This window comes from Streptococcus sp. HCA-5024 (genome assembly GCF_037890265.1).
Classification (GTDB): domain Bacteria; phylum Bacillota; class Bacilli; order Lactobacillales; family Streptococcaceae; genus Streptococcus; species Streptococcus lingualis.
In genome coordinates this window covers 52,052-78,787 of the sequence record NZ_JBBKBR010000003.1, presented here as the reverse complement: position 1 = coordinate 78,787, position 26,736 = coordinate 52,052, and the positions used below count along the sequence as shown (strand labels likewise).

General features: G+C 44.2%; 23 protein-coding genes. 11 read left to right on the top strand and 12 right to left on the bottom strand.

The genetic code is table 11. The features are described 5' to 3' along the window. Nucleotides 1-40: 40 nt before the first annotated feature. From WKT08_RS06130 to pabB, 3 genes are all read right to left on the bottom strand, one after another. On the bottom strand, nucleotides 41-949 hold the full coding sequence (locus WKT08_RS06130) for an ABC transporter ATP-binding protein (RefSeq protein ID WP_340280826.1): 909 nt from the start codon (nucleotides 947-949) through the stop codon (nucleotides 41-43). Between the two features lie 417 nt (nucleotides 950-1,366). Beyond that, a complete protein-coding gene (locus WKT08_RS06125; protein WP_340280824.1) occupies nucleotides 1,367-1,981 on the bottom strand; it encodes an alpha/beta fold hydrolase in 615 nt (204 codons plus the stop codon). After that, nucleotides 1,981-3,708: an aminodeoxychorismate synthase component I gene (gene pabB, locus WKT08_RS06120; protein WP_340280822.1), complete on the bottom strand. Its 1,728-nt coding sequence runs from the start codon at nucleotides 3,706-3,708 to the stop codon at nucleotides 1,981-1,983. The genes WKT08_RS06125 and pabB overlap by 1 nt, the downstream gene beginning before the upstream one ends. 118 nt (nucleotides 3,709-3,826) lie before the next feature. On the opposite strand from pabB, the gene WKT08_RS06115 reads away from it, so the two are divergent. The 6 genes from WKT08_RS06115 to WKT08_RS06090 all read left to right on the top strand — a co-directional run bounded on the left by WKT08_RS06115 (nucleotide 3,827) and on the right by WKT08_RS06090 (nucleotide 13,909). After that, on the top strand, nucleotides 3,827-4,882 hold the full coding sequence (locus WKT08_RS06115) for an acyltransferase family protein (protein ID WP_340280820.1): 1,056 nt from the start codon (nucleotides 3,827-3,829) through the stop codon (nucleotides 4,880-4,882). 302 nt (nucleotides 4,883-5,184) lie between these two features. Further along, nucleotides 5,185-10,584 carry a Cna B-type domain-containing protein gene (locus WKT08_RS06110; protein WP_340280818.1) on the top strand — a complete coding sequence of 1,800 codons (5,400 nt, stop codon included), beginning with the start codon at nucleotides 5,185-5,187 and terminating at the stop codon, nucleotides 10,582-10,584. A gap of 332 nt (nucleotides 10,585-10,916) precedes the next feature. Next, nucleotides 10,917-11,519, top strand: coding sequence for an ECF transporter S component (locus WKT08_RS06105; RefSeq protein WP_320909745.1), 603 nt, complete (start codon nucleotides 10,917-10,919; stop codon nucleotides 11,517-11,519). Next, on the top strand, nucleotides 11,519-12,310 hold the full coding sequence (locus tag WKT08_RS06100) for an energy-coupling factor transporter transmembrane component T (protein ID WP_340281035.1): 792 nt from the start codon (nucleotides 11,519-11,521) through the stop codon (nucleotides 12,308-12,310). The genes WKT08_RS06105 and WKT08_RS06100 overlap by 1 nt, the downstream gene beginning before the upstream one ends. Beyond that, nucleotides 12,286-13,122 carry an ABC transporter ATP-binding protein gene (locus tag WKT08_RS06095; protein WP_340280814.1) on the top strand — a complete coding sequence of 279 codons (837 nt, stop codon included), beginning with the start codon at nucleotides 12,286-12,288 and terminating at the stop codon, nucleotides 13,120-13,122. The genes WKT08_RS06100 and WKT08_RS06095 overlap by 25 nt, the downstream gene beginning before the upstream one ends. Beyond that, nucleotides 13,109-13,909, top strand: a complete 801-nt coding sequence (locus tag WKT08_RS06090) for an energy-coupling factor ABC transporter ATP-binding protein (protein ID WP_340280812.1) — start codon at nucleotides 13,109-13,111, stop codon at nucleotides 13,907-13,909. The genes WKT08_RS06095 and WKT08_RS06090 overlap by 14 nt, the downstream gene beginning before the upstream one ends. An 81-nt stretch (nucleotides 13,910-13,990) precedes the next feature. Here WKT08_RS06090 and WKT08_RS06085 read toward each other — a convergent pair whose 3' ends face one another. Then, nucleotides 13,991-14,119: a hypothetical protein gene (locus WKT08_RS06085; RefSeq protein WP_002878297.1), complete on the bottom strand. Its 129-nt coding sequence runs from the start codon at nucleotides 14,117-14,119 to the stop codon at nucleotides 13,991-13,993. A gap of 14 nt (nucleotides 14,120-14,133) precedes the next feature. Further along, nucleotides 14,134-14,295, bottom strand: coding sequence for a hypothetical protein (locus WKT08_RS06080; RefSeq protein ID WP_340280810.1), 162 nt, complete (start codon nucleotides 14,293-14,295; stop codon nucleotides 14,134-14,136). A gap of 214 nt (nucleotides 14,296-14,509) precedes the next feature. Here WKT08_RS06080 and WKT08_RS06075 point away from each other — a divergent pair, with 214 nt between their 5' ends. Beyond that, entirely contained in the window at nucleotides 14,510-15,448 is a 939-nt protein-coding gene (locus WKT08_RS06075; protein WP_340280808.1) for an AEC family transporter, read from the top strand. Between the two features lie 48 nt (nucleotides 15,449-15,496). On the opposite strand, the gene WKT08_RS06070 is transcribed toward WKT08_RS06075, so the two are convergent. Genes WKT08_RS06070 through WKT08_RS06060 form a run of 3 tightly spaced genes read right to left on the bottom strand, consistent with a single transcriptional unit; the run spans nucleotide 15,497 to nucleotide 16,889 of the window. Beyond that, nucleotides 15,497-15,829 (bottom strand): glucuronide permease, encoded by a 333-nt coding sequence (locus WKT08_RS06070; protein ID WP_340280806.1) that lies wholly within the window; start codon nucleotides 15,827-15,829, stop codon nucleotides 15,497-15,499. Nucleotides 15,830-15,863: 34 nt separating this feature from the next. Beyond that, entirely contained in the window at nucleotides 15,864-16,334 is a 471-nt protein-coding gene (locus WKT08_RS06065) for an HXXEE domain-containing protein (RefSeq protein ID WP_301362555.1), read from the bottom strand. Between the two features lie 15 nt (nucleotides 16,335-16,349). After that, nucleotides 16,350-16,889 carry a TetR/AcrR family transcriptional regulator gene (locus WKT08_RS06060; protein ID WP_155200358.1) on the bottom strand — a complete coding sequence of 180 codons (540 nt, stop codon included), beginning with the start codon at nucleotides 16,887-16,889 and terminating at the stop codon, nucleotides 16,350-16,352. Nucleotides 16,890-17,021: 132 nt separating this feature from the next. On the opposite strand from WKT08_RS06060, the gene WKT08_RS06055 reads away from it, so the two are divergent. Further along, nucleotides 17,022-17,927: a cation diffusion facilitator family transporter gene (locus tag WKT08_RS06055; RefSeq protein WP_340280802.1), complete on the top strand. Its 906-nt coding sequence runs from the start codon at nucleotides 17,022-17,024 to the stop codon at nucleotides 17,925-17,927. A 78-nt stretch (nucleotides 17,928-18,005) separates the two neighbouring features. Next, nucleotides 18,006-19,043: a zinc-binding dehydrogenase gene (locus WKT08_RS06050; protein ID WP_340280800.1), complete on the top strand. Its 1,038-nt coding sequence runs from the start codon at nucleotides 18,006-18,008 to the stop codon at nucleotides 19,041-19,043. A 55-nt stretch (nucleotides 19,044-19,098) separates the two neighbouring features. On the opposite strand, the gene WKT08_RS06045 is transcribed toward WKT08_RS06050, so the two are convergent. The 4 genes from WKT08_RS06045 to WKT08_RS06030 form a co-directional block, all read right to left on the bottom strand. Then, nucleotides 19,099-21,813: a DEAD/DEAH box helicase family protein gene (locus WKT08_RS06045; RefSeq protein ID WP_340280798.1), complete on the bottom strand. Its 2,715-nt coding sequence runs from the start codon at nucleotides 21,811-21,813 to the stop codon at nucleotides 19,099-19,101. Between the two features lie 156 nt (nucleotides 21,814-21,969). Continuing rightward, nucleotides 21,970-23,388, bottom strand: a complete 1,419-nt coding sequence (locus WKT08_RS06040; RefSeq protein ID WP_340280796.1) for a VWA domain-containing protein — start codon at nucleotides 23,386-23,388, stop codon at nucleotides 21,970-21,972. Between the two features lie 271 nt (nucleotides 23,389-23,659). Further along, nucleotides 23,660-24,469 carry a Cof-type HAD-IIB family hydrolase gene (locus WKT08_RS06035; protein WP_340280794.1) on the bottom strand — a complete coding sequence of 270 codons (810 nt, stop codon included), beginning with the start codon at nucleotides 24,467-24,469 and terminating at the stop codon, nucleotides 23,660-23,662. A 12-nt stretch (nucleotides 24,470-24,481) separates the two neighbouring features. After that, nucleotides 24,482-25,225, bottom strand: a complete 744-nt coding sequence (locus WKT08_RS06030) for a DeoR/GlpR family DNA-binding transcription regulator (RefSeq protein WP_340280792.1) — start codon at nucleotides 25,223-25,225, stop codon at nucleotides 24,482-24,484. A gap of 177 nt (nucleotides 25,226-25,402) precedes the next feature. On the opposite strand from WKT08_RS06030, the gene WKT08_RS06025 reads away from it, so the two are divergent. Further along, complete coding sequence (locus WKT08_RS06025; protein WP_340280790.1) at nucleotides 25,403-25,972, top strand: sugar O-acetyltransferase; 570 nt, start codon at nucleotides 25,403-25,405, stop codon at nucleotides 25,970-25,972. Further along, nucleotides 25,969-26,733, top strand: coding sequence for a nucleoside phosphorylase (locus WKT08_RS06020; RefSeq protein ID WP_340280788.1), 765 nt, complete (start codon nucleotides 25,969-25,971; stop codon nucleotides 26,731-26,733). The genes WKT08_RS06025 and WKT08_RS06020 overlap by 4 nt, the downstream gene beginning before the upstream one ends. Nucleotides 26,734-26,736: the final 3 nt, after the last annotated feature.

Sequence of the window (26,736 nt, the reverse complement as noted above, 5' to 3'; positions counted from 1 at the left end):
AAATATGTGGGATAGGTAATAGAGGAAGACGGTGATTGGACTAGTCTACCAAGTCCGTAAAGAATTTTTCCAGATCTTGGCGGGCATAGTAGATTTCGTCCACGTCAATATCGGCTTGAACGAGGGTTTTGACAATGACTTTAATATCGTGAGTCTGTCCGAAGATATGGATTTCTCCATCCTTATCGATGACCTTGATGCGGTGATGGAGTTGATCCTGGATCAGTTGACTCGCAAGGGCTAGCTGACTTGTCTTGAGGATGATGTAGTCTTCTCCTTGTTCTTCGAATTCAGCCTTGCTAATTTCTTTGATCAGGCGTCCTTGGTCGACAATGCCAAAGCGATTGGCAACCAGATAGAGTTCGGAGAGGATGTGACTGGAAATGAGGATGGTCATGCCGAGTTCATCATTGAGGCGTTTGATCATCTGACGGAATTCCTTGATTCCGACTGGATCAAGGCCATTGATGGGTTCGTCCAAAATGAGGAAGTCGGGTTTGGCAATGAGCACAATCGCAATTCCCAACCGTTGTTTCATCCCGAGTGAAAAATCACGGAATTTCTTCTTACCCGTATTATTCAGGCCAACATAGTTCAAGGTTTCTTTGATGACCTGGTCGGGATTGGGAATATGGCGAGCCTTGCAATAGTAGACCAGGTTTTGATAGGCGGTCATATGCTTGTGAGCCACGGGACTTTCAATGACAGATCCAACCCGTTTCAAGGCTTGGGTCCACTGGGAGCGATTTGTAGAAGCAAAGAGAGAGACGCTTCCGTCAGTTTCTTGAATCAGCTGGGTGATGATCTTGATGAGGGTAGTTTTCCCAGCCCCGTTCTTACCGATCAGGCCATAAACGTCGCCTTTGCGAATGGTGAGATTCACATCATTTAAGGCGTATTGTTGACCAAATTTTTTACTCAAATGGGAAATTTCTAATACTTTTTCCATGGTTTTCTCCTTCGTCCAAATGACTAGTTGTTTTCTTTACACTCTTAGTATACAGCTTGCTTTTCAAATAACTATCAAGCAATTCTCAAATATTTCTAAAAAAACGACTAACTTTTAAAAAGTTAGCCGTGACTTTAAGACTAAGTTTTCCTAGAGGCTTTCCTTAGGTGAGTACGGACGTCAGCGAACTTCAAAGAAGTTCCATGACTTAGTTTTGAGTCTAAGGTCTCAAAACTCCCGAGTGCCTGAAATAATTGTGTTTCAGGCACTTTTCTCACGGCGGAAAGCCTCAAGAAATTCATGCATAACTTTAAAAATAAACATTTCTTTAAATTTCTTGATTTTTTAAGTTATGTAACATGAAAATATACTTTATCTATATTAAGAGCAACTGTTTTTAAAGCTAGCCTCTTCATTTTAAAATTCAGCAACAAACTCTTTGATGGCTTGCGCGAGTTCATAGGGTTTCTCGGTATTGAGTAGATGACCTCCGTCTGCGATTTCTTGATAGCGACCTTTTGGCAGGAGCTTGGCCAATTTTTTTGAAGAAGATTGATTGGCCCAATCTTTGCTACCACAAATCACCAAGCTAGGGAGAGGGCAAGCTTTAGCGGTATCGGTTAAATTGAGCCCTTTTAATTCGGTCAAGATTTGAAGCATCTGTTGTTTATTGGCATCTTGTTTTTCAAAGACATGCTTGGGAAGTAGACGAAAGAGAAGGATCTGGAGCCGATAGAGGGGATTGGTGTTGAGTTTGTATTGTGTTCCTACAAGGACCAAGCCCTTGAGTTGCGGGAAGTCTTGTCTGGAGAGATCCAGAGCGAGCACGCCACCTAGTGAGAGTCCTACCAGAATAAAGGGTTCGCTTTCTTGCTGGAGGCGCTCCGTCAACCTTTCTTTAACTTCCTGATAGCTTTCTTTTGGATGGGAGAAAATATCAAAAGTTTTGGAGTGCAAGGGTGAAAGTGCAAATTGGACTCCTTGCCAAGAGAGGACATCTTGCCCTAGTCCATGTAAAAAAATAAGTTTCATCAGGAATCCTTTCTTTGAAAATCAAGTTCGTAGAGACCACGAATAGCATTGCAGGCATAAATACGATCGGCGTCTGTTAAATCGTTCAGAGTTAAGAGTTTTTCTTCAACCTGCTGGGTCTCAAGAAGATGGCGGCGGTAAATCCCGTCGAGTAAGGGGAGGTGAGCCGGTGGGGTATAGAGTTGTCCCTCTATCTCCAGCACCAGATTGCCAATCGTCGTCTCTAGCAAGCTTCCATCTGGCAGATGGAAAATTTGCTCGTGATCTGACTGGCTGAGATGGTCTCTCTGACTCGTTTTGAAATAAGTAAATGGCGTCGCTAAATCAAGCTTTTGCTCGGTCAGTTGGGCCTGTAGATAGCTAGCGGGCAAGTCTGTCAGCTCCGTGATTACTAGGTGAAAGGTCCCGTTTTTTTGCAAGGCGATCCGACAACGATAGTCAAGGTTGGATTCCAAATGAGCAAGCTCTTCTTGAAGTTCTTTCAGGAGTTTGGGTTCATCATAAGGATAGGCAAAGTAGCGACTAGCTTCTCTCAAGCGTGTTACATGTTTGTCTAAGAAAGTCAACTCTCCTTGGTGGATGCGGCCGGTCGTCAGGAGCTCAAAGTGAGGCTCTTGCCGGTAAAGGACAGCTGATTTTTGCTTGGTTTCCTGGTATTCACTTTCCCATTTACTGTCCCAAGTGATGCCTCCTCCCACGCCATAGATGGCTTGATCCCCCTGCATTTGAAGGGTCCGGATGGCTACATTAAAAATCCGTTTCCCTTTTGGAAGAAGGATGCCGATCGTTCCACAGTAGACACCTCGAGGAGACTTCTCCGTCTTTTGGATGATTTCCATAGTGGAGATCTTCGGTGCTCCTGTAATCGAGCCACAAGGAAAGAGAGCTCGGAAGGTTTGGATCAGGTCGATTTCAGCTCGTAAGCGACTTTCAATGGTCGAGGTCATCTGCCAAACAGTGGAGTATTGCTCGACTTGGCAGAGATGGGTCACCTGCTCACTTCCAATCTCCGAAATCCGGTTCATGTCATTGCGGAGGAGGTCGACGATCATCATGTTTTCTGCTCGATTTTTCGGGTCGGCTTCTAGCCAAGCAGCCTCTTGAAGATCCTCTTGGTTGGTGAGACCACGGTGCGTCGTTCCTTTCATGGGGCGCGTGGTCAGTAGCCGGTCGTCTTGCTCAAAAAAGAGCTCAGGACTGATGGAGAGGATGGAGACATCATCGTGCTGGATGAAGGCATTGTAATGGGCTTTCTGCTCTACCACCAAGCGATTGTATATAGCCAAAGGATCTGCTTTTAGCTCTTGAGAAAGCTGGACGGTGTAGTTGACCTGGTAGGTATCACCCTGGCGGATATGGTGATGAATCGTCTTGATGGCTTCTTGATAAGCAGGCGCCTCTACCTCTTCCTTCCAATTGGCTGGAAGATCCACAGCTTCATAGTGCTCTGGGAAAGGAAGGGTTTCGACCTCCTCGTGGATCGTAAAATAGAGGAGATACTCTCCCATAAGAGGTGCTGGATGGACAGCAAACTTCTTCTCAAAAGCAGGAGTAGCCTCATAGCTGACATAGCCAACAGCATAAAAGCCTTGCTCCTGGTAGGCTTCGACTTCTCTAAGAAGAGCCTCTACCTGGTCGAGGTTTCTAGTTTTTAATTCCTTTATAGGCTTGGTGAAAAGGTGGCGCAATCCAAGCTCTTTAAAATCAATAATCGTTTGTTTATGCATGCTTTGAGTATATCAAAAATAGAGGAAAAAAGGTAGATAAGGATGTAAGATTCCTTGCTTGGCCTTCCCTTTCATGCTAAAATAACCATAGAAACTGCTTTGGGCAAGGAGTAGGAATATGCAAAAGAATCCCCTCTATAACACCTCTAGTATCAGCTTTTTTCAATACCTCTTTGCGATTGCAGTGATTTTGGTGCATAGTGGTCGTTTAACCTCTTATGAGCCACTGCATTTTGGTCTCAAGAGTATGCTCGGCCGGCTAGCGGTGCCATTTTTTATCGTCTGTGCCAGCTTTTTCCTCAAGCAATCCCTAGGGAATTCTAAGAAAATGAAGGCCTATCTGGTCAAAATTGTTAAAACCTATCTATTTTGGAGTTGTGTCTATTTACCATATGCCTGGATCTTTTTTTCTAGCCTCAAACTCCCTGTCTATTTTTTTCCAGCAGGTGTTCTCATTGCACTGATCTATCTGGGAATGTGCTACCAACTCTGGTATATCCCGGCCTTTTTGCTGGGCTTGTTTTTGGTCAATCAATTGGTCAAACGCCTAGGTATGGTTTGGACGGGTGTGATCACCTTGCTCCTTTATTGCTGGGGCTTGATCGAGACCTATTCGGCTTATCTGGACACCACGAGTCTTCTAAAAGGCTACCAGCTCTATAGCAACCTATTTTTCACAGCGCGAAATGGTCTCTTCTATACGCCTATTTTTATCTTTATGGGTTATTATCTGTATGATCATTTTGATTCACCAAGCTTTAGGGTTCACCGTTGGCAAAAAGTAGCTCTTGCCTTTGGTTTGCTCTGTCTAGAAGGGATCATCATTTTTCAACATGAAGGAATCGATAAGAACTTTTTCTTTCTCCTTCCCTTTGTGACCGTTTATTTTGTCAATGCCTGCCTGCGATCGTCCTTTTTGAAAAGCTATGATTTGCAGTATTTAAAACAGATGAGTATGGCCCTTTACTTTTCCCATCCGATCTTTATCGAGTTGGCACGCTATGGCTTTAGGACTCTCCCTCTTTCTTATCCCGATAGGGGCAAGCTGATTTTTGTGGTGGCCTTGTTTGGAAGCCATCTCTTTGGAGTGGCCATGCTGTGGGTACGAGATAGAAGGGAAAAACAAAAGATTCCTTCAAATGGTGAAGAGTTAGATGAAATAACCAACCAATAGCAGGGTGTACAAACCTCAAACAGTTGTGTTTGAGGTTTTTTGTATGGACAAATTAAGGGGGGATAAGGATTGTTAGGCCTGCTTCACCTCATTTATAGATGTTTCATTTGATTGCCCTTGGATAGAAGGACGGGGAAATCATTACCAGATAGTGACTTATAATATAGACATTAGTGCAAACAATGTCTATATTATTAAATATTTATTATTTAATTTGAAAAGCAATAGATATTCTAAAAAATAATTGATAAAATTAAAGGGAGGGCCTTTTTGGAAGGCTAAGAAAAGTAAGGAGATAAAACATGAAAAAGCTTAGTTTATTATGGAAAAACTTTTTGAACAAAGGTTTTGTCATTTTAACGATTCTCATGATGCTAGGCCAGATTGGTCAAGGGGCTGTAACTGCCTATGCCAACCAGCTAGCAGTTGGAGATAACGGGGCCTTGGATGTTACCCTCTTGTATGGGGACAAACAAGACCATCCAGGTGGCATGTCCTATTTTACAGGGGATACCATGTCTGGCTATATCCAGATTACCCCAAAAAATTTGACAACCGACATTAACGATGTCGCGATTACTTTGAAAGTACCAGGCAAGTACCTCAGAGAAGTCAGCATTCCAGACTTTAATAGTGCCTCAGAGCATGATAAACCAACGGTAACAAAAGTTGGTGATGACTATCAAGTCACCCTTCACTTTAGCAATTACCAAAAATCAGAAGTGTTGACCTTACCTTTTATTGGGAAGTTTACAATCGGGTATCCACCGACGAATTACTCGCTAGATATCACAGGAACATTGAACATCAATGGGCAAGAAACAGCGCTCAATGATATCATTTGGAAGCCTAAGTACAACGATTATCGTTTCACCAAGTACATCAACCAAAACTTGAACGAAGCCATGTCTAAGGACTATGCGGAAGCAATGCCAGGTATTGTCAAAGGTGCAGATGGAAAGAACTATATTGAAACACCATCTTCTGTCCCATTTGCCTTCCAATTGGACGGAATGCGTGGTCAATACGGTGGTCAATACCGTCAGTTAGAATCAGCAACGATCACTGATAAGTTACCAACCTATACAGATAAGAGTGGGAAGACTCGCACAGCTGTTCTTGATACAACCAAGTCTGAAGGCTGGATAGACAATGGAGATGGTACCGTTACGAAGACTTTCAAGGCGGATGCAAACGACAATCCAGCAGCTTATCACCAAGAATTTATGACCAAAATCAAGGATACTAGTTACCTCTACTTGAAATTCCCTGATTTGGTCTTAGAAAAAGACCAAACTATCAAAGACGTCCTTATCAAGGATTTGACCAACACGGGTAGTCTAGTAGGTATTCCTGCCAACCGTGGAGAGGGCGAACCAGATATTACAGCGGAAGATTCCCTTATTTTCCGTTTGACTTCACGTGACCTTGAAGGAGCCGGAAGCTTTGCCAAACGGGCGGATGGGGATGTTTATGATTCAACAGACTACAAGGCTGCTAATTACAAGTGGATTCTAAAATTTCATAATAACACCCCTTCACCTCAGAAGAATTTTGTTTTTTACGATGAGACTGTGGACCCTCGCTTGAAGTTTACCAGGATCGATTATAGTCGCCTGATGGAAGGAAACTATGGGATTGGGAAACAAATCCATACCATTGTCAAACGAATCATCCTGACTATGGAAGATGGTAGTACGAAAGAAATTCAGTCAGAAGCAGATAAAGACGGGAACGGTCTAATTGATTTGACCAAGTATGGAACCGTTGTGGGCTGGCGGATGGAAATGAAGGATGATTTTGTCCTTCAATCTGGTCAGGGAATTACCCTCAATAGCTATACAAGCTTCAAGGATCCTGAAAAGACGCGTTATGATGAAAACGATGCGACCAAAAATGTCTACAAGAATACAGGCCGTGTGACTTATAAAACACAGTCAAACGTTGCCAAAGATCAGTCAGCAGATTGGAGCTTTAAGCTGGTTCCTATGAAGGAAAGCTTTGAAATTGCAAAAAGGACTGATTACAATGATGTTCGCTATACTGATGGACAAAATATTCGTTTTGGTTTGATGGCAACCAAAGTAGTTTTAGATCCTGATAAGAATTATGGAGACCTACGGATTATTGATCTTTATGATCCGAATACCCTTAAAGTCGATTTTAAAGATTTTGAGAGAAACCTTGCCTCTAGTGAAAAAGGGATGAAATTCCTTAAGAGCTACGAGGTCATTGAAAATTACCACAATTCAGGTCGAACCGCTATTGTGATGCATTTGGACCAAAAAGAGTTTATTAAAGCTTCTCTTATGGATCTTAATCGTGTGCGTTTACCGTTTATCGTGGCCGATTTAAAAGGAAAAGATGACGGTGGAACCTTCACCAATAAAGTATATGTGGCAGGAGACGGAATCCACGATCTTGAAAATGCCAACCCTGATCGAGTTACCGAAGACGTGTATGACCTAAACGGGAATGGTTCAACAACGGATAAGATTCCTTATGCTCAATCAAACTATACAATTGTCGCAGCTGAAGGGATCTATGCCCGCAAATACATCGCTAAAAATGATGATCTATCCGATGCATCTACTGTTACTCGTACCTTCAAGCCTGGTGAAACCTTTAACTACAAGATCACCATTAAAAACAATACAGATAAGCCAGTCGAAGACGCGGTTGTTTACGATGCTCTACCAAAAGTACACGATGTCAATACCCTAGATGGTTCAAATCGTTTGACTGAATATACGGTTAGCCTCCGTGGACCTATAGCTGCTCCTGAAGGCTGGACAGTCTACTACACGACAGATCCTAGTGTCACAAGTGACACCATGGAGCAGGCAGCAGATAAGGATATCTGGACGGCAGCCGTAGCTGATTACAGTCAAGTGACAGGTATCAAGTTTGTGGCGGATAAAGGAACGACGATCCCAGCACGTAGCGAAGCAAACTTTGGTGTCCCAGTTGTTAATCCAACGGAGTTGACCAAAGACGTCAAAGACTTGATGCAAAAACGCACCAAAGATAATGAAGACAACGGTGGTCGTTCAGGTGTAGTCCAAGCCCATAACCAATTTGGTTACAAGGCGAAAGGTCATGAAGGAAATCGTGAGTCTAATACCGTAACTGCACAAATCTTCTCGGCTGCTTTCCAAGTCAAGAAGGTGGACAAGGATGATCCTAAGAAAGTTCTTGAAGGTGCTGAATTTACCTTAACTGATGCAAATGGCGCGGTTGTTGCGACGGCAACTTCTGATAAAAAAGGGGAACTTTCATTCAGTACCTTGACAGAAGGAACCTATACGCTCAAAGAAACACAGGCACCTGCAAATTACAAGTTGGATGAAACAGAACATGCAGTGGTTGTGACCTATGATGCAGACAAGCAAATCTACCACGTCACGGTGGATGGAAAAGCTGTCGGCTCAAAAGCTCTTCCTCTAGAAATCGCGAATGAAGCAGATATCAAGTATATCGATCTTGAAGCTTCAAAAGTTTGGGATGACCAAGACAACCAAGAAGGGCTTCGCCCAGCAAGTGTGGAATTCCAACTCTACAAGAATGGCAAAGCTCAAGGAAAACCAGTCACGGTTTCAGCCGCAACAGACTGGAAAGCCCACTTTACGAATCTTCCAGATAAAGACAGTGATGGCAAACTCAATACCTACACTGTTAAAGAAGTGAAAGTTCCGACTCATTATACGGTCGATACAGAAGAAGCTAGCTTCACAGATGGAAAAGCCACCATCACTAACAAGCGCACTCCTGAGACCACGACGGTTACAGTCAAGAAAGTCTGGGATGATGCACAAAACCAAGATGGTCTTCGCCCATCTACCATCAAAGTTCACCTCTTGGCAAATGGAACAGAGGTTCAAGCTCTTGATCTGACTGGTGAAGGAGATGAATGGACTCATACCTTCTCAGATCTACCAGTCTATAAAGATGGACAAAAAGTTGTCTACACAGTGACAGAAGACAAAGTGGACAATTACACCACTAAGATTGATGGCACTACAATTACCAATACTTACAAACCAGGTAAGACAAGCCTGACTGTTACGAAAAACTGGAAGGATGCCAATAACCAAGATGGCCTTCGTCCAAAAACAATCAAGGTTCAATTGTATGCTGGTGATCAAAAGGTTGGTAAGGCTGTTGAATTGTCAGCAGATAACAAATGGACCCATACCTTCTCAAACCTAGATGAGAAGAAAGCTGGCCAAGTTATCAACTATACAGTCAAAGAAATCGATGTTCCAGAAGGCTACACACAAGCCGTCGAAGCAAGCAATCCAGGTCAAGTAGTCGTGACCAACACGCACGAACCAGAAAAGACCAAAGTAGAAGTGAGCAAGAAGTGGGAAGATGGAGACAACCAAGACGGCCTTCGTCCAGCCAGCATTCAAGTTCAATTGTACAAAGATGGTCTTGCGACCGATCAAGTATTAGAACTTTCAGCTGCGAATGACTGGAAAGGTGCATTTGAAAACCTTGATGCCAAGGCAGCTGGAAAAGCAATTGCATATACAGTCAAAGAAGTAACTGTCCCAGATGGTTACAAAGTAACGGTAAATGATAAGGACAAGGCCAATGTTGTCTTGACCAATACGCATGAACCAGCTTTGACAGAGATGAAAGTCACGAAGAAATGGGAAGATGCCAACAACCAAGATGGTCTTCGTCCAAAATCCATTAAGGTTCAACTCTATGCTGGGGATGAAAAAGTAGGAGACCCAGTTGAATTGTCTGCGGATAATAAGTGGACTCACACCTTCAGCAAGTTGCCTGAAAAGAAAGCTGGCCAAGCGATCAGCTATCGTGTGGAAGAAGTCTCTGTTCCTGAAGGCTACCAAGTCACTGTGGATACCTCTGATGCTGCTCACACGATCTTGACCAATACGCATACGCCAGCGGTGATCGATATTCCAGTGACCAAGATTTGGAATGACCAAGACAATCAAGATGGTCTTCGTCCAGCAAGTATCGTTGTGAATCTTCTTGCCAATGGTGAAAAAGTTGCTCAAAAAGAACTCACGAATGCGACAGATTGGAAAGAAAGCTTCACAGGACTACCAAAATTCAAGGATGGAAAAGAAATCGTCTATACTCTTCAAGAAGAGAAGGTAGCTGAATATACGACTACAATTGATCAGGCTGCTTATACCATTACCAACACCCATGCACCTGGTAAGACAAGCGTCACGGTCACTAAGAAGTGGGATGATGAGAATGACAAGGATGGAATTCGTCCGAAGAGTATTCACGTTCAACTCTATGCCAATGATCAAAAAGTCGGTCAAGAAGTAGAATTGTCAGCTGAAAACAAGTGGACCCATACCTTTGCAGATTTAGATGAAAAAGCAAATGGAAACACCATCACTTATACAGTGAGAGAAGTCAGTGTTCCAAAGGGCTATGAAGCTCGTAACGACGAGGATGGTAAAGGAAATGTTGTGATTACTAACAAGCATGTTCCAAAAGAAACTCCAAAACAACCAACTCCTCCAAGTTCATCTGAACCAAAGAAACCGGGTCAACCTGAACCTAAAAAACCAAGCCAACCAGAGCCGAAGAAACCAGGCAAGATCTTAGGATTCTTACCAAATACAGGTACGACCATCTCTATTATTAGCCTAGTTTTAGCCTTTGTCTTGGCAAGCATTGCAGCTTATATTTTGAAGAAAAAGAAAAAATAAGCTAGTGCTTCCTTTATAAAATGAAACAAACACCAGAGATGGTGTTTGTTTTTTTATAGTGGCCTCTTATAATTGTCTTGCGATCATTCTCATGGGCGCTTGCTCTATTTTTTAATTCCCGAACGTTTTCAAAAAAAATTCAGAAAATTCTTGACTTCTATGAAAATCGGAGTATGATTAGTTGTGAACTGTTGAACAATCATTTTCAAGAAAATCCCTGATGTCGACTAAGGGATCTGTGAAAGGAGAAGCGGTTCAAATCGAAAATCTATAGAGCGTTGCGTCCGAAAGTCTAAACAGACACGGCTCTTTAAAAACAAAAGGAGAAAATTATGAAAACAGAACCGATTCATCGTACCAGTATGTGGAAATTTAAGTTAAGTGCTGCCACCATGACTTTGATTCCCGCTGCCGTGGGGATTAACTATGTTGCCAAAGCCTTGGCGGAGGGGTTAAAGTTGCCCGTTTGGCTGGGGTCTTTGGGAACCTTTCTTGCCAGCATGTTGGCTGGGCCGGTTGCCGGTGCCATCAGTGGTTTCATCAACAACGTGATCTATGGGCTGACCTTATCGCCAATTTCAACCGTGTATGCGATTACCAGCATCGGAATTGGGATTGCTGTCGGAGTTTTGCACGCCAATGGGTGGTTCTCGTCAGCGCGACGAGTATTTGTTTCTGCTATTATTATTGCCATCGTTTCAGCTGTCATTTCAACGCCACTCAACGTCATCTTTTGGGGTGGTCAGACCGGTATCGCTTGGGGTGACTCATTGTTTGCGGTAATGTCTGCCAATCATGCACCAAAGTGGCTGGCATCATTTACCGATGAGTTTGTCTTGGATATTTTGGATAAAGTCTGTGTGGCCTACCTGGCATTCTTCATCTATCGTCAGCTGCCGAAGCGGATGGTGCACTTCTTTAGCGGTGATAAATGATGACTGATCAAACATTGATTTCTGGAGCGCCACGGCTCAAGTTCAAGTGGTACCAGGTGATCGATCCGATTACTAAGCTCTTGTTCATCTTGGACATGACGTTGTTGAGCTTTTCCAGTATGAATTTATTGCTTCAGGCCGGATTAATTCTTGTCGCAACACTGCTATTGTTATTTTCCAAATTGAGTTCTACCATCTTTAAGGCGCTGGGATTCAGCCTGTTTATGATTTGCACCATGCTGATCATCCAAGGGTTATTTTACAGTCGGAATCAAACTGTGCTGTTTTCTGTGCTTGGGGTGTCGTTCTACAAAGAAGGCCTGATTTACGCCACCACTCTGGGTTGTCGAGTATTGGTGATTATTTTGACCAGTGGCTTTTTTATGGTGACCACGAGTATTTCAGAAAACGCGGCCTATTTGGAACTGTCCGGATTGTCTTATAAAACAGTCTACGTTCTGATGTCGGTGTGTTATATTTTGCCGGAAATGATGCGCAATATGCGGAAAATCCAGCAGGCACAAAAAGTTCGCGGAACCAATCCGCAAAAAACGTTGATTCAGAAATTAAAGTCAGTCCTGCCGGTTCTAATTCCATTGGTGATTAAGACCTTGGATCAATCGATGACGCGGTCGATTTCTCTCCAGCTGAGAGGTTTTGATAATCTCAACCGGACTGTCAGAACCTCCCAGCGCGAGTATCGCCTGTCGCGGACGCTGCACATTGGTCTGACTGGATTGGCAATTTTATTGATTGGGTGGAAGATATGGACGAAGATAAACGGATTGTAATTGAAAATTTGACCACCCGTTATCCGGGTACTGAGCAACCACAACTGCGTCAGATTAACGCGGAGGTTCATACCGGCCAGGTGGTTGGGATTATCGGGAATAGCCACTCCGGCAAATCGACTTTGTGCCGTGTGCTGGCAGGGGTCATTCCCAAAATGGTGTCTGCTGAGATTGAGGGCGACTGGCACATGTTTGGCCAGCGAGTGTCCGACAATTGGTCCGTTTATAATGCCATGAATGGAGTTGTACTGCAAAATCCAGCTGGCCAACTAAGCGGGTTGGCAGACACGGTTGCCGATGAAATTGCCTTTGACTTGATTAATCAGGGAATGGCTGAAGGACTGATTCAAAAACGGGTTGAAGAAGTTGCCACGCAAATGGGGCTGATTGAACAGTTGAATTTGCGTCCCGAGAGCCTTTCCGGTGGTCAGAGCCAGCGGTTGGCAATTGCCACGGCGATTGCGACTAACCCGGCTGTTTTGATTATGGATGATCCGACCAGTCAGATGGATCCCCTTGGCCGCCGACAATTTTTCCAATGGCTGGCCCAAGTCAAAGAGACGACTGTCTTCATTGTCACCAGTGAAATTGACGATTTGTGCGAAGTCGCCGACGTTGTGTGGGTGCTGCATGAGGGTCAAATGGTAGCCCAGGGCAGGCCGGGTGAGGTGTTTAATCATTTGGCAGCTGACTGGCAGATTCCAGCCCCGACAATCCAGCAACTTGCTCAAAAAATGGATTGGCACTTGGCTGATGGCCGGTATCCGGTGAATGACGCTGAACTGAAGGAGGTTTTTTATGCCCACAATTGAACTGAACCACCTGACGTTCACTTATCCGGAACGGTCCTTTAGCTTGGATGTTGAAGACAAACACTTCGCCGATCCGATGGTGGCGATTGTCGGCCAAAATGGTGCCGGCAAATCAACGCTCTTCAAATTGTTGACGGGCTTGCTGACACCACAAACCGGTGTGATTAAGATCGATGGAGAAAATTTTAATGATCTTAAACCAGTCGAAAAGTTACTGAAGGTTGGGATTACTTTTCAGAATCCTGACGATCAGCTTTTCAACCCGACCGTTCAACGAGAGGTGGAGTGGAGTGTCGCGCAGGTCATGGATGACCGCGACACGATTACGAGGCGGGCTTTAGCGGCTCTAAAAAGAGTTGGCTTGGATGATAAAACAGCTGAAAGTCCATATGACCTGTCATTGTCGGAACGCAAGCTGTTAAGCGTTGCCACAGTTTTGGCAGTGGATCCGGCGATTTATTTATTTGATGAGCCGATGATGTCGCTTGATTGGGAAAGCCGGCGCAAGTTGACCGCAATTTTCCATCAGTTGGCTGATTCGGGCCACCAAGTTGTGACCATCACCCATGACATGGATTGGGTCGCCGCCGAGTTTGAGTCGGTGTATGTTATGGAACACGGGAAGTTTGGCTTCGCCGGCAGTCCACGGGAATTGTTCAGCGATCACGAACTTGTCCAGCGAGTGGGATTACTACCACCGCGGATTATGGACATAGCGGAGTCGTTGGGTGATTCACAGACATATTTATCGGTTAATGATTATTGCCAGAAAAATCGAGATGTATAGAAAAAGTCACCTCTGCGGGTTTTCCAGGTTGAAGGATTAACTTCAGCTTCTGGCAAGAACTCACATGGGTGACTTTTGTGTTTAATAACGTTTCATGATCATCGGGTGCTTCCTCAGATCACTCGGTTTGATTTTACTTTGTTTCATGGTCATAATCATATACCATTTCTTTTGGATCTTTTGTTTGACTAATACAAAATAGGTCTTCATAGGTCTTCGCATTTTTAGCGCCCATTAGGATCATCAGTATAATTTTCTGAATTAGGAGACTGTCCCATCACTATTCGAACTTCGTCTCCCAACTTACGCTGTTCCCATTCATCCGCGAATCCTTTAAATCGCAATTCTGGAACTTTCTTTTTACCTGAATCATCTATTTTCGCCATAGTCCCCACCATTTTATTGGTTTTTCTTGATTTACCTTATCAACAGTCTCGTTGGTTGGTACCAATGGAGTAAGGCAGCTAAGAAAGGCTACTAGTAACAATCAATAAAATACAAGAGGTGGGCATGTTGCTTCACCTCTTTTTGTGATATACTAGAGTAGTTTTTGAGACCTTGTGGAAAAACTCTCATTTCAAAGAAGTAAAAGGAGAAAACATGGAGATCTTTTTGAGGAGTATATCAGGTATCCTCGTCATCCTGGGCATGATTTTAGTGGGCTTTGTCATTGGTGAAAAAGGCTGGTTCGATGACATGTCGCGTGGCCTACTTGCTAAATTGGTCACTCAAGTTGCTCTTCCCTGCTATATGCTTTACACCATCACGCAGCGCTTCACAGCAGCAGATCTACTTAAAATGTTGCCAGCCTTGCAGTTTCCTGCCCTGTCTATGGTTATTTTGCTTGGCATCGCGACAGCAGTAGCAAGGATCTTTGCAGTAAGACAAGACCGTCGTGGCCTCTTTATTTCCATGTTTTTTAATTCCAATACGATTTTCGTGGGGCTTCCCATTAACCAAGCCCTCTTTGGAGAAGCCAGCATTCCCTATGTTTTGATCTATTACATGTGTAATACGACCTTTTTCTGGACTTTGGGAACTTATCTCATCCAGCAGGATGGTGAGGGAGAAGCGCAGTTTGATCTCAAAACGAGTCTGAAAAAAGTCTTTTCTCCTCCTCTCATGGGCTTTCTCTTAGGGCTAGTCTTGGTGATCCTTCATATCAAGCTCCCTACCTTTTTAGCCAGTGATTTGCAGTATCTGGGCAATTTAACAACCCCTTTATCCATGATATTCATCGGCTTGTCGGTGTCTCATGTAGGCGTGAAGCAGTTGGTTCTGGGAAAAGATCAGCTATTGATTCTACTAGGTCGCTTCCTGGTTGCCCCTCTTTTGATGGCGACTATCGTTTACTGGATGCCTCTTCCAAGCCTGATGAAGCAAGTATTTATCATCCAGTCTGCCATGCCTGTGATGACCAATGCGCCAGTTGTTGCCAGACTCTACGGAGCTGATAGTGATTATGCAGCTGTCATGGTGACAGAGACGACCCTCGCAACCATGGTGGTGATCCCTATTCTCATGCTGTTGATGGCTTAACAAATAGAAACTACAAAAGCTCAAGTTTTTTAAAAACTTGAGCTTTTCTTATAACAAGGCTAACAAGATGGTAAGGACCAGAGCGATGCCCACCCGAATCAGGTGGTGGGCTGGATGGAAGTTTCCTTTGTGTTTCCCATTCCAATAGGCTCCGTAGCAAATCAAACCACAGCCGATCAACCAAAGGACTAGAGAGACAATCGGTAAAAAGAAGTAGAGGGTGAGAGATAAGGTCGCAAGGCTACTTCCGATGAGGAGAAATGTATTTCCTAGAGTGTGATTTCCCTTTTTAAATTCTGAAAGGGAGGCCAATAAGTGAAGAAGAACAAAAGCAAGGGCAAAGAGGGCTGTAAAAAAGCCGAGAAGAATGGGGAAGAACATAGGGTTTCCTTTCTAAGATATGATTGCCTGAGTACTATTTTTTATGACTGATTTTATGAAGAATCATAAATGATACTACAAGATTTAAAATAATAACCAATAAGGTAAAAAGAGAGTAACCATAAAGTTTAATTGGAAATTCATTTTTGAGATTGCAAAGAGCAAACAAACTCGTTAAAATGCCCGTCAACAATCCAGGCACATATTTTCGAATAACGACTGTCTGAATCAGATGTCCTAAGACATGGTAGATATAAGCGATTATGATGCTTGCGTAAATGCTATAGTTGTTAAACTGGTAACTAAGATATAGCGACGTTATTAGGATCAGAAATTGCTCCAAGACAATGGCATTGAAAGCAAAAGGAGTGTAATAAGATAGGATTCGATTGTTTGGATACTGGATTGATATTTTTTTGACAAAGGATGGCATCCAAACGATTTCTTCCAGTTCGTGAAGCATGAAGAGTGATGGAAATAGAAAGTAAAATTGTACGCTGGTCATTGAAAATACTCCCTTCTAGTTCGACCCCACTTTTAAAATCTCCAAATAAAACTGGGTCACTTCTTGTTCGGTGTAGGACTTGCCTTTTTTCAACCACCAGCTGAGGGTTTCAATGAAGTTAGTAACGACAAGGTGCTTGAGATAAGAATGAGGAATAGTAGGATGGGTCTTGATGAGTTCATCAGCCACCATTGGATAGACATCATGTTCTAGCTCTTTTCGCAGTTGCCGGATAAAATAATCATTTTTAGAGAGCAAGAGACTGGTCACATGGTCTTGATTTTTTTTGAAATGCTGAAAGATATGGGCCAGGTAGTCTTGTGGTGAGAGGTGTTCAGCACGCTCAAAGAGATGGTGAAAGAGTTTTTGACAGAGTTCATCCAGTAGTAACTCCTTACTCTCGTAATGGCTGTAAAAGGTCGAGCGCCCCACATCAGCAAGGTCTATGATTTCTTGAACCGTGATGGCCTCGTAGTCTTTTTGGTTGAGTAAGTGTAAGAAAGCCTGATAGATAGCTTTTCGAGTTTTGGTGATGCGACGATCCTGTGCTGTCATATGGACACTTAGAACAAACTGTTCAGTAACGTACACCCTAAACGGTTTGCCCCTATCCTTTCTGTTGTGAATGTTAGATAATGATAATGAACATGATGTTCATGAATCTATTATAACAAAGGAAATAGGATTATGAAGACAAAACATGCGGTCTGGATCGCTTTTTTCTTGAATTTGAGTTATGCCATTGTTGAGTTTATTGCAGGAGGGATTTTTGGATCCAGTGCGGTCTTGGCGGATTCGGTCCATGACTTGGGGGATGCGATTGCTATTGGGATCTCCGCCTTTTTGGAGAGTATTTCCAATCGTGAAGAAGATAGCCACTATACCTTGGGCTATAAGCGTTTTAGCCTTTTAGGGGCCATGGTAACAGCTGTGATTCTCATGACAGGATCCGTTTTAGTCATTTTGGAAAATATAACGAAACTCTTTCATCCACAACCTGTCAACGATGAGGGCATCCTCTGGCTTGGAATTATTGCCGTCAGCATCAATGTGCTAGCGAGTCTGGTCATTCGCAAGGGGCAAACCAAGAACGAATCCATTCTTAGCCTGCATTTTCTGGAAGATACTCTGGGCTGGGTGGCTGTCATCCTAATGGCCATTGTTCTCCGATTTACCGATTGGTATATTCTGGATCCTCTCTTATCACTTGCTATTTCCATCTTTATTCTATCAAAAGCCATTCCACGTTTTTGGAGCACGCTCAAGATTTTCCTCGATGCCGTGCCAGAAGGGGTGAACATCCAGAAGATCAAGACGGATTTGGAGCAGTTGGACCATGTCGCTAGTATCAATCAGCTAAACCTCTGGACCATGGATGGCCTGGAAAAAAACGCCATTGTCCATGTTTGTCTAGAGCATGTCAACCACATGGAGGTTTGTAAAGAGTCTATCCGAGACTTGCTCAAAGACTGCGGTTTTCAAAACGTCACCATTGAGGTAGATGAAGACTTGGCAACCCACCGAGCTCACAAGAGAAATATCGAAGACCTGGAAACTGATCAAGGTCATGGGCATGATCATCACCACCATTAATGACGACTTGGTATGAGCAGAAGCTCGATAAAAAGTGTATACTATAGATAAGTAAGCAATAGAAAGTAGGTCGTCCCTATGAAGAAAACAGTCTATACAGAAGCTGGGCAAGTGGGCCTTGTAGAAGTGGAACGTCCACAGATCGAAGCGCCAGATGATGTCATTCTCCGTATCGTTCGCACCTGTGTCTGTGGATCCGATCTATGGAGCTACCGCAATCCTGATATTGAAGCAGGTCATCAAAATAGTGGTCACGAAGCTATTGGTATCGTCGAAGAAATCGGAGAAGCCATTACAACGGTTAAACCAGGAGACTTTGTTATCGCGCCTTTCACCCATGGTTGTGGGGAGTGTGATGCCTGTCGTGCTGGTTATGATGGGACTTGTGACCGCCATATCGGCACCAACTGGTCTGACGGGGTGCAAGCAGAGTACATCCGTTTCCACTTTGCCAATTGGGCCCTTGTCAAAATTCCAGGGCAACCATCTGATTATACAGAAGCCATGCTCAAATCCTTCTTGACGCTGGCTGATGTCATGCCGACGGGCTATCATGCAGCGCGTGTAGCTAATGTGCAAAAAGGTGACAAGGTTGTCGTTATTGGTGACGGTGCTGTTGGCCAATGTGCTGTCATTGCAGCTAAGATGCGTGGTGCATCGCAAATCGTCCTTATGAGTCGCCACCAAGACCGTCAACAAATGGCCTTGGAGTCAGGTGCGACAGCTGTTGTGGCTGAGCGTGGTGAAGAAGGGATTGCCAAGGTCCGTGAAATCCTTGGAGGCGGAGCAGATGCAGCTCTCGAATGTGTCGGTACAGAAGCAGCTGTTGAGCAAGCTCTCGGAGTCCTCCATAATGGAGGGCGCATGGGATTTGTGGGCGTTCCTCATTACAATAACCGTGCCCTTGGTTCGACCTTTGCTCAAAATATCTCAGTGGCAGGTGGAGCAGCCTCAGTTACTACTTATGACAAACAAGTTTTGTTAAAAGCGGTCCTTGATGGTGATATCAATCCGGGTCGTGTCTTTACCTCAAGCTATAAACTGGAAGATATCGACCAAGCTTATAAGGACATGGATGAACGTAAGACTATTAAGGCTATGATTGTACTTGACTAACAAAAAAATTCTAGTAGAGGCTGTCTACTAGAATTTTTTGTAGTGAAATAAAATCTTATTTCAAATCCGACATCACTTGTTTCTTGGTGAAGGTGCGCTCTTGTTTGTTGGCTAGGGCCTTGATGCGCGCATCAAGGAGAATGGCACGGCCTTCGGCACTTCGGGTATAGACGAGGTCATACTTGCCCAGACTCTTTCGGATTTGTTCCACAAAGGCTTGGGCATCCTCTTTCCGTTTGTCAAAGAGGCTTGGTACTGCGAAATATTCTGTCTGATCGGACACTTTTTCCTGTGCTTTCAGGATATAGCGCTGATTTTCAATTGGAGCGAAAAACTCGATCATGGTTTGCGAGAAGAGTTCCTTCTCCCGCATGGTTCCGCCTTTCATATAGATTAGCGTGTTGATGGCATCCTTTCTGTCTCGTACGACTTGGATACGGGTCTCTTGAGTCTGAATATGCCCAAAGAGGAGCAGAGCTTGGTGGATAGCCTGACCAAAGACTTCTAGCCGTTTATAAGGGCTCTTATAAAGATAGTAGCGGAGCCAGGCAAGGAGTGCGAGAACAGCTAGGAAGAATAGAAGAATAAGAGACCCTTTATTCCATCCTCCTCTATATGAATAGTAAATAAAGTTGGCGAAAGCATCGGTCAAAGTGGCGGCCGTTAGCCAACGAGCTAGCTTCCTGGCGTCAAAAAATAGGGCCAGGGGCAGGAAGTGTTTATCCACTTGGACCTCGTTTGCAATCTCCATATTCTCCAGAATAGGCAGGGCTTTTTGCCAGCCGTCTCGGAGTTCTTGACGATGGGTGGAGCGCTCTAAGGTTTCTTCATTGAGTTTTTGCAACTGTTTTTTGGTATAGCGGATATTGTCAAAGGCTAGACGCTCAATACCGGATTCGATGAAGGGCTCCTTGTAATGGAGACCTAAAAATTGCTTCATCCGTCTTTCTAAGAGCTCCAGATCAGGACTGTATTCTTTCAACTGATCAGTGATGGCTTCGATTTCTTCCTTTTCAAGATCGGACTTTTCATACCATTTCTTTAGGGAAAGATTGATGGAGACCAGGTGCCAGATGTTGCTAGTCTTTTCTGGATCCTCAGGCCACACTCGGATGGCACGACCTCGCATTTGGTTGCTGAGCATAAAACTGCCGACAAAGCTCGCTAGGATCAGGGAATTGACGCAAGGAGCATCCCAGCCTTCTCCTAGAAGGGACTTGGTTCCAATGACGACTTGGATGAGCCCTTCTTGAAAGAGCTGGGTCACGGCTGTCACCAAATCATGTTGAGAACCAACCAAGCGAACCTTGAGAAAGTCATCTGGAGATAATTGGCCGACGTTTTGGTAAGTCAGTCGATTCCCTCCAAGTAGCTCTTCTAGTCTTGGCTTAGCAACTGTCGGGATGATGACGATGCTACCGGTCAAGACAGCAATGGCAGGAGGAGTTGCTTGCTCTAAGCTTTCCCTGCGAATGGATTCGAAATAAGAGAGTACTCCCAATTGAGTAAATTGGGCGTCCTTATCCCCGAGATGAACTTCAAAATCTTGGCGGATATAGTCTGTTAAGACCAGTTGGCGCAGTCGGTTTCCAAGAGCTTGGTATTCCGCCTTGAAAATCTCTCGAACCACATTGAGTTTTCCGAGGGATTGGTTGAGCAGTAGGTCTTGTTTTTTGTTGCGGATTAGTTTAACTTGTTTTCGATCGATCAAGCTGGCTGCTTTTAGTTCATGGAGGACTTGCTTCTCGTATTCCTCTGGTAGATTGTACCAGTGAGGCACCTGAAAGAGCAGACCTTGCAGGAGAATTTCAAGCCAGTCCATGGTGAAAGCAGGTAGTTTCTTGGCTCCTAAAAGCTCCTGGAAACGTTTGGGAAAGGCGATTCCCTTGCTTCGAAGAAAGATCAGGGTAGCAGAGAGATACTTGGGATCATTGAGCAATTCATCATCGCTGATCTGACCCGATAAGGCTTGGCAGTTTTGGAGGTATTGGCAAAAGAGGGGATCGGAAGTCAGTTGCTGCAAGAAAGCATTCTTTTGTTGGCTAAAGGCGTCCAACTGCTCTTGCTCTTCCTTGGTTGGAAAGGCGAAGCAAACATAGTCCTGGTGGGGACAAAGGGTCTCTTCCTTGACCAATTCGGGTACCGTAATTTCCTCATCGATCTCACCACACATGCGGATATAGCGATCCCAAAGGGCAGGATCCCCTTCATAGGGTGGGGTGGCGGTAAGAGAGATCATCTTTAAGTCAGGGAAGGCTTGACGAAAGGCTTCCAAACTCTTCCACCATTCATTGCGCAGGTGGTGACACTCATCTAAACAAAGAGTCCCAAGTGAGATGGCTTTGAAAGTAGTAAAGATATCAAAACCTTTGAAATCAAATGTTTCAATCTCTGCCTGGTCATCGGTATCCTCAGCTTGTGATTGACCGACGACTTGGTTCATAGCGCTGTGTAGAGCCTGATAGGTAGCCACTGTAATCAGCTTAGGATGTTTGAGGTCCTGAGAAATCAGTTGCTCCGCTTGGCTTTCATCACTCAAGAATGCCTGGATAATCCGGTCCACCCATTGCTGACGAATGGTGACCGTAGGAGCTAAAATCAGAGTTGGCTGACCAAAGCGTCTGATAAATTCGATTCCCAGGGTTGTTTTTCCAGAGCCGGGAGCTGCTACCAGATGCAGGTGGCCATCCGCCATAAAAGCGTCACTCTTATCGAGAACGCGTTTTTGATAGTGTCTCCATTGGCCTGTAAAGGCTAGTTCTTGTAACATTGGTTTCCTCCCTTGTGCTGTCCCCATTATATCATAGCGGAGGACAAGAATCTCTTGGTAGAAGCTGAAGATTCTAACATTCCTAATGAAAATGGCAAACAGGAATCATTCGTACAGAGCTAAAAAGGCCTAATCAGATGATTAGGCTTTTTCATGTTAGTCTTTCTTTGTTTTACGAGAGAGGCCAAAGGCAGCACTCATGCTAAGAAGACCAAGGCCAAGAGTTGTCAAGGCAATTGAGGTCTTGCTTCCTGTATTTGGAAGACTTGCTTCTTTTTGAGGAAGAGCTGCAGGTGCGATATAGACTGCTGTTTTGGCAGGCTCGTTTTTAGCCGGTGTGAATACAGTCGGTTTCGCAGGGGTTACAACAGCCGGTTTTTGAGGGGTAGGAGTCGGTGTTGCAGGCGTTTGGATGCTAGGTGTTTGTGGTTTTGCTTTCGCCACACGATGAGTTTTTGAGATCAACTCATACTTGTCTTTTTGGACTTTGAAGACACGACCTTTTTGGACAGTTTCAACGACTTTATTGGCAAATTGAACGTTCAACAAGTTAGCAAAGTTTTTGTCGATATCTAGGTAGAGACCATTTGTTCCATTGACCAATGGATCAAAGTCTTTTTTTTCACGTGTTTCACCAACCACTGTCAAAGAGATACCAGCATCTTGAAGGGCTTTCAGTGTCGCTTCTTTTGTTGGTGTATCCTTTGTAAGATCGATGTCCTCGTCTGTAATCAGGAAAGCAAAGCGATGGTTGTTTGCCCCAGTCCCCCAGTTGTAGTCCCCTGAAGTAGCGATATGATGCAATGGAACAGTAGCATTTTCATAGTAGCCATCAGTTTTGATGGTTTTCAGGGCGGAAATGAAGCTTTCTGGATCACTTGTGAACTTAGATCCATTGAAATCATGGTATTTGACTTCACTAGCTCTTTCGTATTCAACCAATCCTAAACGAGCTTGAATATTTTTGGCCGATAGATTGCGAACGAAGGTCTCGACATTCTTCATCGTATCCCTGATGTGAGAATCCATTGAAGTTGATTTGTCAATGACAAAGACGATGTCGGATGTTGCTTGAACTTCTTTTTTATTGACCACATCGGCTTCTTTTGTCACTTCGACTACAGTTGTTTTATTGACTGTTTCGGTTGTTGTCTCAGTGTAGTCAGCTGTCTCTTTGGTAGATGTAGCTGTCTTAGTAGATGAGACTGGTTTTGAAGTGCCAACAGGTGTGTTTGGATCTGCTAAGCTAGTAGTTTTGATGGTTGCTGTTGAGGTAGTGGTTGTATCTGCACCGTCTGTTTTAGCAGATGGGCCAGTTTTTTTAACGTCCACAGCGATGACATCCCCAGTTTTTGCTTTATCAGCAGGAACAACTGGTGTATTGGCTTTGGCGTTGATTTCTTCTGTTGCAGCAGTGATAGGTGATTTTGCTGCTGTAGTAGCTGCAGGAGCAGCTTGGGTTGTTGCAGGTGCAACGTCATCAGCAGAAGCAATAGTCGTTCCTGTGAAGACTGTTCCTAAAACAACGGAAGCTAAAGTTAAAGTTTGTTTACGTGAAATAGTATATTTTTTCAAAATACGTCCCCTTTTTAATAAACTTTTTTCTATCATACAGGTTTTTGAAAAACTTGTCAACGGTATAATAATCAAGGGTTTTACCGACTTTTATATCCCTAATTATTGATAAAAAGCTGAGTGAGAAAAATATACACAAAATAATTTAAATATACAAAGTGTGCAAAAGAAAATAGGATTCCCACAAATTTGCAGGAATCCTTATTTTATCGGCATTTCTACTATATTTTTTAGTCGTAAAAAATACTAGCTAGTCACTTTATTTATGTTTCTAAATCAACACATAGGTTTCAACCGCTTGCCCAGCCCCGTTTTCATTGTTGGTCTTTGTCACGACTGCTGCTCCGTCTTTCACCTCTTGCGGAGCGTTGCCCATAGCGACACCGATGCCTGCTTTTTTGAGCATAGGAAGGTCATTGAAGTTGTCCCCCAGGGTGAGGACTTCTTCTAAGCTTAAGTGGTAGTGATTGGCAAGCTCAACCAGAGCATCCTCTTTAGAGACGTGCTTAGCCGTAACTTCTAGGTAGTTGGCTTTGGAGAGATAAAAGGCGGTAGAAGGGAAGTCGTTGGTAGAAATAGTGTGATAGAGGGCTTGGATCTCTTCTGCATTTCCAATTAAGAGCAATTTGTGGAGGGGCTTTGTCGTATCCAGCAAAGGATCCAATAGGGGGAGAATATGAGGTTTTTCCCCTGTAATCCGGGCCTCCTCTTGGCTCCATTGGTCGAGATGATCGGTCATCCAGTCTTTTCCACTATAGAGGTTGATCGAAACTTGAGGGAAGTGTTGGTTGGCCCAGTCGATAAAGTTCCGGGCCTCCGTCTTGTCCAAGGGATGCTCGAAAAGAACTTGTTCTCCTTTTTGAATCAAGGCCCCGTTGTAGCAGGCCATAGGACAGTCTTCTATGTCGAGCTCTTTGGCAATGGGTGCCATCCCTTTTGGAGAGCGAGCAGAGGCCAGCACGAAAGGAATCTTTTCACGCTTTAAATCCGGGATCAATGATGCTAACTGTGGATCGATCTGATGGTGGTCATTTAAGATGGTGCCATCGATATCGCTGATGATGAGACGAATGTGAGACATAAAGATTACCTCCTAATAGAGAATAGTGGTTTCGTTGCCGACTTGTTTAAGGATTTCAGGGCTTGGTTTTTGGTCGGTAATCCAATAATCAAATTGCTTGAGACGAGCAAGATAGTAGTTGGCATTTTGGGAGAACTTGCTGCTTTCTGCCACCAGCACCTTGGTACGAGCCCGTTCAAAGACGAGGGATTTGACGGCAACGTCTTCAGCATCTTCAAAGGTGACTTCGCCATTGGCTAAGCTACTCGCTCCAAAAAAAGCGAGATCAAAACGAAGATTGTCCAGTATTTGTGCTTGATTCGCGTCATAGTAAAAGCGGTTTTTAGGGTAGAATTTTCCTCCTAAAAGATGAAAGTCAACCTGGGAATGGCTACTGAGCTGGATGGCATTGTCAAGGGAATGCGAATAGACTGTGGCTTCCTTATTAAGCAAGCCAGCAAGCAGGGTCATCGAGGTGGAAACGTCGAGAAAGATCACTTGTCCATCTTGGATCAATTGCAGGGCCTTTTGAGCCATGGCAGTCTTTTCCTTGTTAGCCTTCTGACTACGGTCTAGGTAAGAAGGGCCGGGTTCTTTGTTTAAGGGAAGGAGCCCACCGTGTGTCCTGCGGACTAGCTGGCGTTGGCTAAGAAGAGCAAAGTCTCTGCGAATAGTATCTTTTGAAACCTTAAAGTAATCAACCATTTCTTTAGCGGATAACTGTTTTCGCTCTTTTAAAAGTTCTAGGATTTTTTCGAGCCGTTGTTCCTGGTACATTAGCTTGCTCCTTATTTCTGTTCTTGCCTATATTTTACATTATCTATTAAGTCGATGCAAGTGTTTTTAATCATTTTTAAGCGTTTGTGATCTTTTTTCTTGCGGACCCTTATTCTGACGTTTGTTTTAAAGGGGGAATTCTGCTATAATATGTCAAAATAACGTGGAGGTTTCCTTATGGCCAGTGAATATGAAAAAATGATTGCGGGTGGCTACTATAGACCTGCGGACCCTGGATTACGGGCTTTAGCCCAAGCCTCTCGGGAGAAACAAGAAGCTTTTAACCAAGAGGTGGATCCTAAAAAAGGGGCAGCTATCATCAAAGAGTGGTTTGGATCAACCGGTGAAAACCTCTATCTCAATCGTCAGGTTCTTGTGGATTATGGGGTCAACATCCATCTGGGAGAAAATTTCTATGCCAATTACAATTTGACCATGTTGGATGTATGTCCCATCACGATTGGAAAGAATGCCATGATTGGTCCTAATTGCCAATTTTTGACGCCCTTGCACCCACTGGATCCAGGCGAGCGCAATTCTGGTCTCGAGTACGGGGCGCCGATTACGATAGGAGATAACTTCTGGGCAGGAGGAGGGGTCACCATCCTTCCTGGTGTCACGCTGGGTGATAATGTGGTCGCTGGTGCTGGGGCAGTCGTGACCAAGTCCTTTGGAGACAATGTGGTCCTTGCTGGAAACCCAGCCCGTGTCATTAAAGAAATACCCGTCAAAAAGGAGAAACGATGATCCGTAAACATGAAATTCCTATTTTAGAGTTTGATGACAATCCGCAGGCGGTCATTATGCCGACTCATGAGGGACTAAATCTGCACCTACCTGAAAAATGTGTGTATGCTTTCTTGGAAGATGAGATTGAGCGCTTTGCCAAAGCTGTTGGAGCCAAACAAGTAGCTAGCTTTGTCTCAGCTACCAAGGTCTATCCGGTCTATGTTATGGAGTACAAAGGAGAGGAGATCTGCTTGGCCCAGGCGCCAGTTGGATCTGCAGCTGCTGCGCAATTCATGGATTGGTTGATCGGCTATGGAGTGAAGAAGATCATTTCCGCGGGTAGCTGTGGGGTCTTGGTGGATATAGAAGAAAATGCTTTTTTAATCCCGACCAAGGCCTTGCGAGATGAGGGAGCCAGTTACCATTATGTCGCTCCTTCTCGTTATATAGAGGTGGACGGCCGTGCCCTGACTGCTATTGAAACAGTTCTCAAACAAGCGTCCATTCCTTATCAAGAGGTTATGACCTGGTCAACGGATGGCTTTTATAGGGAAACCCCTGACAAGGTAGCCTATCGGATCGAAGAAGAATGTAGTGTTGTGGAGATGGAGTGCGCCTCACTGGCAGCAGTCGCCCAGCTTCGTGATGTAGTTTGGGGCTTGCTCCTATTTACCGCAGATTCTCTTGCAGACCTGGAAAATTATGACCAGCGTGACTGGGGTGCTGAAGCTTTTGAGAAGGCCCTAGAATTGTGCCTAGAGATGGTTCATCACTTGTAGGTC

Bases quoted from the DNA above. Each gene is read 5' to 3' on its own strand.
- WKT08_RS06095 (WP_340280814.1), top strand. From the start codon at position 12,286: ATGGACGAAGATAAACGGATTGTAATTGAAAATTTGACCACCCGTTAT.
- WKT08_RS06060 (WP_155200358.1), bottom strand. From the start codon at position 16,889: ATGACAGCACAGGATCGTCGCATCACCAAAACTCGAAAAGCTATCTAT.
- WKT08_RS06080 (WP_340280810.1), bottom strand. From the start codon at position 14,295: ATGGCGAAAATAGATGATTCAGGTAAAAAGAAAGTTCCAGAATTGCGA.
- WKT08_RS06130 (WP_340280826.1), bottom strand. From the start codon at position 949: ATGGAAAAAGTATTAGAAATTTCCCATTTGAGTAAAAAATTTGGTCAA.
- WKT08_RS06035 (WP_340280794.1), bottom strand. From the start codon at position 24,469: ATGTCTCACATTCGTCTCATCATCAGCGATATCGATGGCACCATCTTA.
- WKT08_RS06105 (WP_320909745.1), top strand. From the start codon at position 10,917: ATGAAAACAGAACCGATTCATCGTACCAGTATGTGGAAATTTAAGTTA.
- WKT08_RS06055 (WP_340280802.1), top strand. From the start codon at position 17,022: ATGAAGACAAAACATGCGGTCTGGATCGCTTTTTTCTTGAATTTGAGT.
- WKT08_RS06090 (WP_340280812.1), top strand. From the start codon at position 13,109: ATGCCCACAATTGAACTGAACCACCTGACGTTCACTTATCCGGAACGG.
- WKT08_RS06050 (WP_340280800.1), top strand. From the start codon at position 18,006: ATGAAGAAAACAGTCTATACAGAAGCTGGGCAAGTGGGCCTTGTAGAA.
- WKT08_RS06115 (WP_340280820.1), top strand. From the start codon at position 3,827: ATGCAAAAGAATCCCCTCTATAACACCTCTAGTATCAGCTTTTTTCAA.
- WKT08_RS06100 (WP_340281035.1), top strand. From the start codon at position 11,519: ATGACTGATCAAACATTGATTTCTGGAGCGCCACGGCTCAAGTTCAAG.
- pabB (WP_340280822.1), bottom strand. From the start codon at position 3,708: ATGCATAAACAAACGATTATTGATTTTAAAGAGCTTGGATTGCGCCAC.
- WKT08_RS06085 (WP_002878297.1), bottom strand. From the start codon at position 14,119: ATGAAGACCTATTTTGTATTAGTCAAACAAAAGATCCAAAAGAAATGG.
- WKT08_RS06065 (WP_301362555.1), bottom strand. From the start codon at position 16,334: ATGACCAGCGTACAATTTTACTTTCTATTTCCATCACTCTTCATGCTT.
- WKT08_RS06110 (WP_340280818.1), top strand. From the start codon at position 5,185: ATGAAAAAGCTTAGTTTATTATGGAAAAACTTTTTGAACAAAGGTTTT.
- WKT08_RS06070 (WP_340280806.1), bottom strand. From the start codon at position 15,829: ATGTTCTTCCCCATTCTTCTCGGCTTTTTTACAGCCCTCTTTGCCCTT.
- WKT08_RS06030 (WP_340280792.1), bottom strand. From the start codon at position 25,225: ATGTACCAGGAACAACGGCTCGAAAAAATCCTAGAACTTTTAAAAGAG.
- WKT08_RS06045 (WP_340280798.1), bottom strand. From the start codon at position 21,813: ATGTTACAAGAACTAGCCTTTACAGGCCAATGGAGACACTATCAAAAA.
- WKT08_RS06025 (WP_340280790.1), top strand. From the start codon at position 25,403: ATGGCCAGTGAATATGAAAAAATGATTGCGGGTGGCTACTATAGACCT.
- WKT08_RS06125 (WP_340280824.1), bottom strand. From the start codon at position 1,981: ATGAAACTTATTTTTTTACATGGACTAGGGCAAGATGTCCTCTCTTGG.
- WKT08_RS06020 (WP_340280788.1), top strand. From the start codon at position 25,969: ATGATCCGTAAACATGAAATTCCTATTTTAGAGTTTGATGACAATCCG.
- WKT08_RS06075 (WP_340280808.1), top strand. From the start codon at position 14,510: ATGGAGATCTTTTTGAGGAGTATATCAGGTATCCTCGTCATCCTGGGC.